The organism is Rhizobium sp. 862_C5_N1_2, from assembly GCF_051811205.1.
In the GTDB taxonomy this organism is placed as follows: domain Bacteria; phylum Pseudomonadota; class Alphaproteobacteria; order Rhizobiales; family Rhizobiaceae; genus Rhizobium; species Rhizobium leguminosarum.
Genome location: NZ_JBPWPT010000005.1, coordinates 388,456 through 399,228, shown reverse-complemented (window position 1 = coordinate 399,228; position 10,773 = coordinate 388,456). Strand labels below are relative to the sequence as shown.

The following is a 10,773-nucleotide window of genomic DNA, read 5'->3' as shown; positions in this document are numbered from 1 at the left end:
CTCAAAACCCATTTCCTGCAAGTGGCGGAATTTTTCGCGAAACCGGTAAAGTTCCGCCACTAGCTATTAGAGCCGATTCTGCAATTTCAGCAAGGGCTTTTAGGTTAACGAAAGGTTAACGCGGAGAAGCCCGAAACGTAGAGCAAATGGATATTTCCGTTTAGAGCCTGAAGCTTAGCAAGGCCGCGGCACCGACGGGTTCACGGTATGTTTTACTGTGAATCCTACAAATGTGCCCGCGGCGATTTCGGCGAAAAGCAGAAGACTTCGGCAAAGGCGGTGATCTCCTTGCCGCGACTCACTCACAAAAAACCTTGTAGGATTCGACAACTGACGCCCGATTCCGATTCGTGCTGAGTTCCCGTCGCCTAACAACGACGGAGAAATCCATGCAGGTATTCGCGATCTCGACACCAAAAAATTGCTACGAAGCGCAGCTGGTTCAGGACCATCATAGGCTACGTGCGTCGGTCTTTTCCACTCGCTTGAATTGGGATGTGGAAGTGGTCGACGACTGCGAGGCAGATGGGTTTGACGCTCTCGGCCCGACTTACATCCTGGCTGTCACCGCGGCTGGACGGCTTGCAGGATGTGCGCGCCTTTTGCCTGCGATGGGACCGACCATGCTGGCAGACGTATTTCCATCGCTGCTCCCAAAAGGCCGCCTGAACGCTCATCCCCTGATGGTCGAGAGCTCTCGCTTTTGCGTCGACACCGCCCTCGAAGAGGGGAGGGGAGACGGTTCGGTTCACGAGGCAACGCGGACCATGTTCGCCGGCATCGTAGAATGGTGCCTGGCGGGCGGTCTCACCGAAGTCGTTACGGTAACGGATATCAGGTTCGAGCGAATTCTTGCTCGCGTCGAATGGCCTCTCCAGCGCCTGGGGCAGCCGGAGAAGATCGGTGCCACCACCGCCATCGCAGGCACGCTGCCAGCAAACGCTGAGACCTTCCTGAGGTTACGGCCGCCGAACTACCAATCCAACCTCACCGCCTGCAGTCATCAAGCGTAACGGAGACCACTTTGACCCAGCTTCCTTCTCATCCCCGGCTCGTGCGCAAACTTCAGGAGGCGCTTGGCGATCAACTCTGCATCGCGCTCGAGGACGCGGCGGTCGTCGATATCATGCTCAATCCCGATGGAAAGCTCTTTATCGAACGGCTGGGCCACGGTGTTGCCCCGGCCGGAGAAATGTCCTCGGCGGCCGCGGAAATGGTGATCGGAACCGTCGCTCATGCCCTTCAGTCGGAGGTGGACGACGAGCAACCAATCATCTCGGGCGAATTGCCGATCGGCGGCCACCGTTTTGAAGGGCTGCTGCCTCCAGTGGTGGCCAAGCCCGCCTTCACTATTCGGCGCCGAGCGTCGCGGCTCATCCCGCTCGACGACTACATCCGGTCCGGGGTGATGGGCGAACATCACGCATCGACGATCCGAAGCGCCATCGCCGCAAGGCTCAACATCATCATCTCGGGAGGAACAGGTTCCGGCAAGACGACGCTCGCGAACGCGGTGATCGACGAAATCGTCAAATCCGCGCCGGAAGACCGTCTGGTCATTCTCGAGGACACCGCCGAGATTCAGTGCACGGCTGAAAACGCCGTTCTCCTGCACACCAGTGATACCGTCGACATGGGGCGTCTCTTGAAGAGCACGATGCGGCTTCGGCCTGACCGCATAGTCGTTGGTGAGGTCCGCGATGGCGCTGCGCTCACATTGCTCAAGGCGTGGAACACCGGCCATCCCGGCGGCGTCGCGACAATCCACTCCAACACCGCCATGTCGGCGCTGCGACGACTGGAACAATTAACTGCCGAAGCAAGTCAGCAGCCGATGCAAGAGGTGATCGGCGAGGCGGTCGACCTGATCATCTCGATCGAGCGGACGCCGCGCGGTCGGCGCGTCCGCGACGTGATTCAAGTCGAACGGTTCGCTGGGGGGCAATACGAAACTGAGTCCGGCCAGCTCACCGAAGAAGAGGAGGCGCGCCATGTCGCGTAAAGTTTCCCTCGTCACCATCACGCTCCTTGCGGCCCCGGTCGTGCTTGCTTCATTTGGTCCGGCTCTCGCCAGCTCCTCGGGCGGTGGTCTGCCTTGGGAAGGACCGCTGCAGCAAATCCAGGAGTCGATCACCGGCCCGGTTGCGGGCGCCATTGCGCTCGCGGCAATGGCGATAGCGGGCGGCATGCTGATCTTTGGCGGCGAGCTCAACGATTTTGCGCGACGTCTCGTCTACGTCGTGCTCGTTGCCGGCATCCTTCTCGGTGCGACTCAGATTGTCGGTCTGTTCGGTTCGACCGGTGCGTCAATTGGATTGGCGAAACAACAGCTCAACCCGCCTGCGGGCGGGGAGGCGGCCGATGGCTGAGTCGCTTACCGGATTGCAACGCAATCTCATCCACCGGGCTCTTTCCCGTTCAAATCTTTTGATGGGAGCGGATCGCGAACTGGTGCTGCTCACCGGACTTGCGGCCGTGATCCTAATCTTCGTCGTCCTCACAATCTATTCGGCGATCTTCGGTGTCGCCGTCTGGATCCTGGTCGTCGGGGTTCTCAGGATCATGGCGAAGTCCGACCCACTAATGCGACAGGTCTACATCCGGCACATTTCCTACAGGCCCACCTACAAGGCGACGAGTTCGCCTTGGCGCCGATACTGAGGAGGCGCCCATGGTAGCTCTGAAACGTTTGCGGACCACAGGCCCATCCTTTGCCGATCTCGTTCCTTACGCCGGTCTTGTCGATAACGGCGTTCTGCTTCTGAAGGACGGCAGTCTCATGGCGGGTTGGTACTTTGCCGGCCCCGACTCCGAAAGCGCGACCGCTCTCGAGCGCAACGAGCTGTCGCGGCAGATCAATTCGATCCTCTCTCGGCTCGGAAGCGGCTGGATGATCCAGGTCGAGGCGATCCGCATTCCGACCATGGACTACCCATCCGACGATCGGTGCCATTTCCCCGATCCGGTAACACGGGCGATCGACGCCGAGCGCCGGGCGCATTTTGCGCGCGAACAGGGACATTTTGAGAGCAAGCACGCAATCGTTCTCACCTACCGGCCGCTGGAGTCGAAGAAGACGGCACTGAGCAAATACATCTATTCGGACGAGGAAAGCCGCAAGAAGTCTTATGCGGACACAGTGCTCTTCGAGTTCAAAAACGCCATTCGGGAAATCGAGCAGTATCTGGCGAACAACCTTTCGATCCGTCGGATGGAAACGCGCGTTGTCAGGGAACGAGGCGGGACGCGAAATGCACGGTACGATGAATTGCTGCAGTTCGTTCGCTTCTGCATCACCGGCGAGAGCCACCCGATCCGGCTTCCCGACGTTCCCATGTACCTCGACTGGATCGCGACTGCCGAGCTCGAGCATGGGCTGACGCCGAAGATCGAGAGCCAGTTTCTCGGGATCGTCGCAATCGACGGGTTGCCGGCGGAAAGCTGGCCGGGGATCCTCAACAGCCTGGATCTGATGCCGCTCACCTATCGCTGGTCGTCGCGCTTCATTTTCCTCGATGCCGAGGAGGCACGACAGAAGCTCGAACGCACCCGGAAGAAATGGCAGCAGAAGGTCCGGCCCTTCTTTGATCAATTATTCCAGACGCAAAGCCGGTCCGTTGACCAGGACGCCATGACAATGGTGGCCGAGACCGAGGACGCAATTGCACAGGCTTCGTCGCAGCGGGTCGCCTACGGCTACTACACGCCGGTGATCGTGCTGTTCGATCACGACCGCGAAGCACTCCAGGAGAAGGCGGAGGCGATCCGACGGCTGATCCAGGCCGAGGGCTTCGGAGCGCGGATCGAAACGCTTAACGCCACCGATGCCTATCTTGGTAGCCTGCCGGGCAATTGGTACTGCAATATTCGCGAGCCCTTGATCAACACCAACAATCTGGCCGATCTTATCCCGCTCAATGCGGTCTGGTCAGGTAGCCCGATCGCGCCGTGTCCATTCTATCCGCCAAATTCAGCGCCGCTTATGCAGGTGGCGAGCGGCTCCACACCGTTTCGCCTGAACCTGCATGTCGGCGACGTTGGACATACCCTCGTGTTCGGTCCGACGGGCTCCGGCAAGTCGACCCTTCTGGCGCTGATCGTCGCGCAGTTTCGACGCTACGAGAACGCCCAGGTCTTTGCCTTCGACAAAGGCAACTCACTGCTGCCGTTGACGTTGGCAGGTGGCGGCGACCACTACGAAATTGGCGGAGACACTGAAGGGGAGGGGAAGGCGCTTGCCTTCTGCCCGCTCTCCGAACTCGGAAGTAATGCGGACCGGGCCTGGGCGAGCGAATGGATCGAGATGCTGATCGCGTTGCAAGGCATCACAGTTTCGCCTGATTATCGCAATGCCATCTCCCGGCAGGTCGGCTTAATGGCAAGCGCCCCGGGCCGATCGCTCTCAGATTTTGTGTCTGGGGTCCAGATACGCGAGATCAAGGACGCGCTTCACCATTACACGGTCGACGGTCCGATGGGCCAGTTGCTCGACGCCGAGCAGGATGGCCTTTCGCTTGGCGCGCTGCAAACCTTCGAGATCGATCACCTCATGAATTTGGGAGAGCGCAATCTAGTGCCGGTGCTTACCTACTTGTTCCGGCGCATCGAAAAGCGCCTCGATGGCTCTCCAAGCCTGATCCTGTTGGACGAAGCTTGGCTGATGCTCGGTCACCCCGTTTTTCGCGCAAAGATCCGCGAGTGGCTGAAAGTGCTGCGCAAAGCGAATTGTGCCGTTGTTCTCGCCACACAATCGATCTCGGACGCGGAGCGCTCGGGGATCATCGACGTCTTGAAGGAATCTTGCCCGACGAAAATCTGCCTTCCGAACGGTGCCGCGCGCGAGCCGGGAACGCGGGAATTCTATGAGCGCATCGGCTTTAACGAGCGCCAGATCGATATCGTCGCGGGCGCAGCCCAAAAGCGCGAATATTACGTCGCCACGCCAGAGGGCCGGCGGCTGTTCGATATGACGCTTGGCCCCGTCGCGTTGAGCTTCGTCGGGGCTTCCGGCAAGGACGACCTGAAACGCATCCGGGCGCTGATTGCCGAACACGGCCGTGACTGGCCGATCCATTGGCTGAACACGAGAGGAGTTCACGATGCCGCATCGCAGCTCAATTTCGAGTAGATGGCTGACGGGCTTAAGCGCCCTCGCAATCGGAGTTGCTACCGTGGCGCAGGCCGAAGCTGGCACCGCCACCGGCGCAGCAACCGAGTGGACTCAGGTCCTCAACAACGGCGAACTGGTTTCCCTCGTCGGTCAATCCGGCGAGCAGATTCAGAATCAGCTGACACAGATCAGCCAGCTTGCGCAACAGATCGAGACCCAGCTGAACATCTATCAGAACCTTCTCCAGAACACGGCGACACTGCCGTCTTACATGTGGGGAAAGGTCGAAAGCGACCTCAATCGGCTCCGCAGCATTGTTGACCAGGGGCAAAGCATATCGTTCTCGATGGGGAATGCCGACGATGTCTTGCAGCAGCGCTTCCAGAGCTATGCCAACCTCAAGACCAACCTTCCGAATGCAGCCAGCTTCACATCCACGTATCAAACTTGGTCAGATACCAACCGTGACACGATCGCCAGCACATTGAAGGCGGCAAGTCTCACGGCCGATCAATTCGACAGCGAGGAAAACACGATGTCAACGCTGCGCGCGATGTCCGAGACCGCCGACGGGCAAATGAAGGCGCTCCAGGTCGGTCACGAAATCGCTTCGCAGCAAGTCGCGCAGATGCAGAAAATGCGCGGGCTCGTTTCACAACAGATGACCATGATGGGCACCTGGCTCCAGACCGAGCAGACTGACAAGGATCTCGCACAGGCTCGTCGGGAAAAGTTCTTTGGCGCGACTGCACCATCCACGTCCGGCGGGGAAAGGATGAAAGTCGAATGGTGAGAACCAAGTTGATCCTGACCTCTTTCCTGAACGTGGTCGGCATTCTACGCACGGCTTGGCTCATTTTCGAAAGACAGGCGGCGCATGAGCGCCGCGCCACGGTCTTTGATCCCTCGAGAGATTATCCCACCTCTGGCGGGCATAAAATGAAGGTCGAATGGTGATCATCATGGGCGCCACAACAAGCTTCCGTGTGCTGCGAGCCGCGGTGTTGGTCGCCGCACTTACGGCGGTGGCAGCTCAGCCTGCATTCGCCCAAGAAGGATCGGTGCTGACATCACTTCAAAAACAGATCACGACGGCTGCCAAAGGGTGGGAGACCACCGTCATGGATGCTGGGAAATCGTTGTTCTGGATTCTCGCGACGATCGAGATTGGCATCGCTGCCGTCTGGCTCGCAATCCAGGCCGCGTCACTTGATAGTTGGTTCGCAGAGTTGGTGCGACGGATCATGTTCGTCGGCTTCTTCGCCTTCGTGCTCGCGCAAGGGCCAGCCTTCGCCAAGGCCGTGGTCGACAGCCTATTCCAGATTGGCGCCGGCGGTGGAACTGCTTCACCTGCCGACGTCTTCAATGCCGGCCTCGCCGTCGCAACCAAAATGTCGGAGAAGATCCAGTTCGGCCTCTTCGAGGACAACGCGCTCGCAATCTCGGCAGCTTTCGCCATGGTCGTCGTCGTCATCTCGTTTTCGCTTGTTGCAGCGATTTTCGTGAGCGTGATGGTGGAGATGTATATCGGTCTGCTCGCCGGGATGATCATGCTCGGGCTTGGCGGATCATCCTACACCAAAGATTTCGCGATCCGCTATCTGGTCTACGCCTTCTCGGTGGGAATGAAGCTCATGGCGCTTGTCATGATCTCGCGTATCGGATCGGAGGTCCTGATCGGGCTCGCGAACCAACCTGATATCGGTGACCAGTTTCAGACAGCATTGGCGATAGCCGGTATAGCCGTCGTCGTCTTCATCATCGCGATCTACGTCCCCAGCATCTTGCAAGGCGTGGTGCAGGGGGCATCAGTTTCCGGAGGGATGGAGGCCATTCGCCACGGCGGACAAGCCGCGTCCTTCGCCGCCGGCGCAGGTTTTCTCGGAGCAGGGGCGGCGGGGGCCGGGTTTTCGGCGGGCCAAGCCGCTCGAGCTGCGGGCTCGTCAGTCGTGGGCGCGGCCTTCAAAGGCCTTGGCGCCGGCGTCGGTTCTGCTGGCAACGCTGCGGGATCCGCAACCAAGGAGAAGGCGATCGGCTCGCCCGGCGCCTATGCGGGGTCGATCCTCGGGCTCGCAAACGCCAAGCTTGATGAAAGCCGCAGTGGGCACAGCGCCGCCAAGCGACCACCCGAACTCAACGACTAGCAAGAAACAGAAATGGATGGATCCATGGCAGCAAACAGCGCTCCCGAAAGCCCGTATCTCGCCGCACGCCAGGAATGGTCGGAACGATATGGCTCATACGTCAAAGCCGCAGCCGCCTGGAGACTGGTCGGGATCCTCGGCATGACAATGGCTGTGATCGGCTTCACTTACGCCTTATATCTAAGCGCACAGGTCAAGCTCGTGCCCTACATTGTCGAGGTCGACAAACTTGGGACGTCGGTGATGGCCGGCTTTCCAGCGCAAATTGAATATGCCGACGAACGCGTGGTCCGCGCGACCATCGGCAACTTCGTGAGCAGCTTTCGCTCCATTACACCGGACGCCGTGGTCCAGAAGCAATATATCGACCGGACCTACGCACTCCTGAGGACTTCGGACCCGTCCACGGAGAAGATCAATGCCTGGTTCCGTGGCAACTCGCCATTCGAGAAGGGGAAGACGTCGACGGTCGCGATCGAAGTCAACAACATCGTCGCGCTCTCCAACCAGACATATCAGATCGACTGGACCGAATATGAGCGCGACCGCAAGGGAAAGGAGATGGGCACGCGCCGGTTTCGGGGCATCGCCACGGTCACGCTGACCACGCCTCAGGACGAGGCGACGATCCGGGTCAATCCGATCGGCCTTTACGTCCGTGATTTCGACTGGACGGCACAGCTTTGATGCGGGGAAATTAAATGAACAGAACAGGATTGATCATGGCCGCCGGCTGCATTGCAGGGCTCGCTCTTGCGAGCGGCACATTGGCGCAAGGCATGACCTCGAACGAGGCGAAGGGAACGAGAATTTCCAGGACGTGGCGCGGAACGGCCGGTCTCGTCACGACCGGTCCGGATGGAAAGGTCATCTTCCTGTTCGGCGAAACCCAACCCTCGGTGGTCTGCTCGCCGCTGCAGGTATGCGATATCGAGTTGCAGGGCGGCGAGATCGTCCGCGACGTGCTTGTCGGCGACACGGTGCGATGGAAGGTCGAGCCGGCGACGTCGGGCGCGACCGGGGGGCAGGCCATCCATTTGGTCGTCAAACCATCCGAAGCCGGGCTCCTTACCTCGATGGTGGTTACGACGTCGCGACGCACATACCATATCCAGCTCAAGTCGCATCCGACCCAATACATGGCCCGCATCGGTTTTGAGTATCCCGACGATGTCTCGATGAAGCTCGGCGACATCAATGCGCGGCTGGAAACCGGAGGCATTCAAGGCGCCGCGCCCGATAAGCTTAACTTCTCCTATTCGGTGAGCGGCACCGCCGCCTGGAAACCAAAACAGGTCTATTCCGATGGAGCAAAGACCTACATTCAGTTTTCAAAGGCGATCGCTGGCCAGGACGCTCCGGTCCTCTTCGTCGTCTCGGGCGGTCAGAACCGCATCGTCAATTTTCGCATGAAGAATGACATGATGATCGTCGACTACGTGGTCGACAAGGCGATCCTCCTTTCCGGCGTCGGATGGCGACAACAGAAGATCACGATCAAGCGGGGAGGGTGATCATGCGCAAGCTGCTGTTAGCCTCGATCGCCGTCGCCTTCTCTTCCGGTTGCCAGACGGCCGATGAAGCATTGACCACCGGTGTAACACAGAGGGCTGTCACCGGACCGGCCACAAGCGCCGTTGCCGGTGACATGGCCGGTCGGTTGGCCGAGCAGATCGGCTCTGCCAGAGTGACGACGATCCAGATGAACAACGACCAATCCGAGTTTGCGACCGCGCTTGAGGCGGCCCTCAAAGGATGGGGATACACCGTCGTTACAGACAACAAGATCGGCAAGGACATCAAGCCAGTCGAGCTTGCCTATGTGATCGACAGCATTGAGGGCCAGGTTCTCGCGCGGATGACCACCGCTTCCATCGCGATCAGCCGCGCCTACAAGCCGACAGCGGATGGCGCCACGCCAGCGGGTCCTCTTTCGGTCATGCGGCGCAATTGAAGAGGAGACCATGGTGCAATCGCTTCAACTTGGCGCATCCGGCCAGGCCGACGATCAAAACGGCATGCGTCGCCTCAACCGTCTACCGATCATCGTCACCATCATCTTGGTCGTGCTGTTTTGCGGCATTGTCGTGACCGGCCTGTCGTGGCGAGGACTATCCTTCAACCGCGGCAACGACATCGACAGCGCCTCCAATACCCCGGCGACAAATTTCGGCGAACAGCTCAAGCGTGGAGTTCCAGACGGCATTATCGGCGAGCCGGTTGAACGCGGATCGTTTCAGCCCACGCCCGTCATCGAGCAGAAGGTCGAGACTGAAGAGCCCGTTCCCGAGCGGCGGCCGGTGGACCGGGACCCGCGTTCCGGTATGGAGTCCGAGGAGGAATGGAAGGCGCGTCTGAAACGCGAGCAGGACGAACAATATATTCGGGAAGAGCAGCGCCAGCTGATGGCGAGGCTACAGGCGCGCGCAACTGCATTGGACTCGCCGCTAAAGGTGAATGTGTCTGACGCGGAAGAGGCTGCGGCGAACACCAACGATACTGCTCGACAGACCGACAGTACGACGAACGACGCCTCCGATCTTTATGCGGCTGCGATGAGATCGGGGTTATTGGGACAGAATGTCGATGGGAACGCCCAGGCCTCAAAGGAAGACTTTTTCAACCAGGATATCAAAGACCTCGGTTATCTGCCCAATCAGGTTGTGCCGCAGTTGTCGCCGTATGAGCTCAAGCGGGGGGCGTTCATCCCGGCCACGCTGATCACCGGCCTGAATTCCGACCTACCGGGACGCATTACCGCGCAGATCAGCCAGAATGTCTATGACAGCGCCACGGGACACCGTCTTCTCGTGCCGCAGGGCGCCAAGCTATTCGGCCGCTACGATTCGAAAATCTCCTTCGCTCAGGAGCGGGTTCTGGTCGTCTGGACCGACCTCATATTCCCGAACGGTTCGACGCTGCAGATCGGCGGCATGGCCGGCACCGATGCTGAAGGCTACGGCGGGTTCAAGGACAAGGTCGATCGCCATCTCTGGCGGACTTTTGGTTCAGCCGCTCTAATCGCGCTGATCGGAAGCGGGATCGAAATGTCGGCGCCCCAGAGTTCGACGCTCGCAAGCCAGGAATCCGCCTCTGACGCGGCAAGGAGCAATTTCGCGGAAAGCTTCGGCCGTGTGGCTGAGCAGACGATCTCGAAAAACCTGAACGTCCAACCGACCATCCGCATACGCCCCGGTTACAAGTTCAACGTTCTTGTCGATCAGGACATCGTTTTCCCGTCGGCCTATAGCGGCCCGTAACAGCCAAGACGATAGCTGCAAGCGAAGTCCGCGGCTTGGCGGCGGTAAAATCTTCCATCTTATGGTCTTGTTTTAGATCGACCAGAGCTTGAATACGCGCAGAACGTGAGTAGACATATCGGTGAGCGACTGTGGCATGCGTCCCACGGCTCTCATGAATCCGAGATTGGTTGACCTTGGGCCGGCTCTTCGCCGGCCTTGATGACAAGGGCGGCCAAGTTGCGGCGAGATCAGGGCCCTAGCGGCACGGGAGAAGGCA

At 59.4% G+C, this 10,773-nt stretch carries 12 protein-coding genes; all 12 read left to right on the top strand.

Features of this window, described 5'->3' with window-relative positions; all coding sequences use genetic code 11:
* The first annotated feature begins 389 nt into the window (after positions 1-389).
* The 12 genes from traI to trbI are packed head-to-tail and all read left to right on the top strand — an operon-like array spanning position 390 to position 10,514.
* The gene (gene traI, locus ACD590_RS37305) at positions 390-1,013 is read left to right on the top strand and encodes an acyl-homoserine-lactone synthase TraI (RefSeq protein ID WP_088396720.1); all 624 of its coding nucleotides are present in this window, start codon (positions 390-392) and stop codon (positions 1,011-1,013) included.
* Between the two features lie 11 nt (positions 1,014-1,024).
* Positions 1,025-2,002: a P-type conjugative transfer ATPase TrbB gene (trbB, locus tag ACD590_RS37300; RefSeq protein ID WP_096771942.1), complete on the top strand. Its 978-nt coding sequence runs from the start codon at positions 1,025-1,027 to the stop codon at positions 2,000-2,002.
* Entirely contained in the window at positions 1,992-2,369 is a 378-nt protein-coding gene (locus ACD590_RS37295; protein ID WP_088396718.1) for a TrbC/VirB2 family protein, read from the top strand. The genes trbB and ACD590_RS37295 overlap by 11 nt, the downstream gene beginning before the upstream one ends.
* Positions 2,362-2,661, top strand: a complete 300-nt coding sequence (locus ACD590_RS37290; RefSeq protein ID WP_088396717.1) for a conjugal transfer protein TrbD — start codon at positions 2,362-2,364, stop codon at positions 2,659-2,661. Before ACD590_RS37295 ends, ACD590_RS37290 begins: the two co-directional genes overlap by 8 nt.
* A 10-nt stretch (positions 2,662-2,671) precedes the next feature.
* On the top strand, positions 2,672-5,128 hold the full coding sequence (locus tag ACD590_RS37285; RefSeq protein WP_096771941.1) for a conjugal transfer protein TrbE: 2,457 nt from the start codon (positions 2,672-2,674) through the stop codon (positions 5,126-5,128).
* Positions 5,100-5,903: a P-type conjugative transfer protein TrbJ gene (gene trbJ, locus ACD590_RS37280; RefSeq protein WP_096771940.1), complete on the top strand. Its 804-nt coding sequence runs from the start codon at positions 5,100-5,102 to the stop codon at positions 5,901-5,903. Before ACD590_RS37285 ends, trbJ begins: the two co-directional genes overlap by 29 nt.
* Positions 5,897-6,067 carry an entry exclusion protein TrbK gene (locus ACD590_RS37275; protein WP_096771939.1) on the top strand — a complete coding sequence of 57 codons (171 nt, stop codon included), beginning with the start codon at positions 5,897-5,899 and terminating at the stop codon, positions 6,065-6,067. Before trbJ ends, ACD590_RS37275 begins: the two co-directional genes overlap by 7 nt.
* Before the next feature lie 5 nt (positions 6,068-6,072).
* Positions 6,073-7,254, top strand: coding sequence for a P-type conjugative transfer protein TrbL (gene trbL, locus ACD590_RS37270; protein ID WP_097622194.1), 1,182 nt, complete (start codon positions 6,073-6,075; stop codon positions 7,252-7,254).
* A 24-nt stretch (positions 7,255-7,278) separates the two neighbouring features.
* On the top strand, positions 7,279-7,941 hold the full coding sequence (locus ACD590_RS37265; RefSeq protein WP_096771947.1) for a conjugal transfer protein TrbF: 663 nt from the start codon (positions 7,279-7,281) through the stop codon (positions 7,939-7,941).
* A 14-nt stretch (positions 7,942-7,955) separates the two neighbouring features.
* Entirely contained in the window at positions 7,956-8,768 is an 813-nt protein-coding gene (trbG, locus tag ACD590_RS37260; RefSeq protein ID WP_088396714.1) for a P-type conjugative transfer protein TrbG, read from the top strand.
* Between the two features lie 2 nt (positions 8,769-8,770).
* Positions 8,771-9,208, top strand: a complete 438-nt coding sequence (gene trbH / locus ACD590_RS37255; protein WP_096771938.1) for a conjugal transfer protein TrbH — start codon at positions 8,771-8,773, stop codon at positions 9,206-9,208.
* A 10-nt stretch (positions 9,209-9,218) separates the two neighbouring features.
* On the top strand, positions 9,219-10,514 hold the full coding sequence (gene trbI / locus ACD590_RS37250) for an IncP-type conjugal transfer protein TrbI (protein ID WP_096771937.1): 1,296 nt from the start codon (positions 9,219-9,221) through the stop codon (positions 10,512-10,514).
* The last annotated feature ends 259 nt before the right edge of the window (positions 10,515-10,773 follow it).

Excerpts from the sequence above, each read along its gene's own strand:
- ACD590_RS37295 (WP_088396718.1), top strand. The coding sequence starts at position 1,992 with ATGTCGCGTAAAGTTTCCCTCGTCACCATCACGCTCCTTGCGGCCCCG.
- trbH (WP_096771938.1), top strand. The coding sequence starts at position 8,771 with ATGCGCAAGCTGCTGTTAGCCTCGATCGCCGTCGCCTTCTCTTCCGGT.
- trbG (WP_088396714.1), top strand. The coding sequence starts at position 7,956 with ATGAACAGAACAGGATTGATCATGGCCGCCGGCTGCATTGCAGGGCTC.
- traI (WP_088396720.1), top strand. The coding sequence starts at position 390 with ATGCAGGTATTCGCGATCTCGACACCAAAAAATTGCTACGAAGCGCAG.
- ACD590_RS37285 (WP_096771941.1), top strand. The coding sequence starts at position 2,672 with ATGGTAGCTCTGAAACGTTTGCGGACCACAGGCCCATCCTTTGCCGAT.
- trbL (WP_097622194.1), top strand. The coding sequence starts at position 6,073 with ATGGGCGCCACAACAAGCTTCCGTGTGCTGCGAGCCGCGGTGTTGGTC.
- ACD590_RS37290 (WP_088396717.1), top strand. The coding sequence starts at position 2,362 with ATGGCTGAGTCGCTTACCGGATTGCAACGCAATCTCATCCACCGGGCT.
- ACD590_RS37265 (WP_096771947.1), top strand. The coding sequence starts at position 7,279 with ATGGCAGCAAACAGCGCTCCCGAAAGCCCGTATCTCGCCGCACGCCAG.
- trbI (WP_096771937.1), top strand. The coding sequence starts at position 9,219 with ATGGTGCAATCGCTTCAACTTGGCGCATCCGGCCAGGCCGACGATCAA.
- trbJ (WP_096771940.1), top strand. The coding sequence starts at position 5,100 with ATGCCGCATCGCAGCTCAATTTCGAGTAGATGGCTGACGGGCTTAAGC.
- ACD590_RS37275 (WP_096771939.1), top strand. The coding sequence starts at position 5,897 with ATGGTGAGAACCAAGTTGATCCTGACCTCTTTCCTGAACGTGGTCGGC.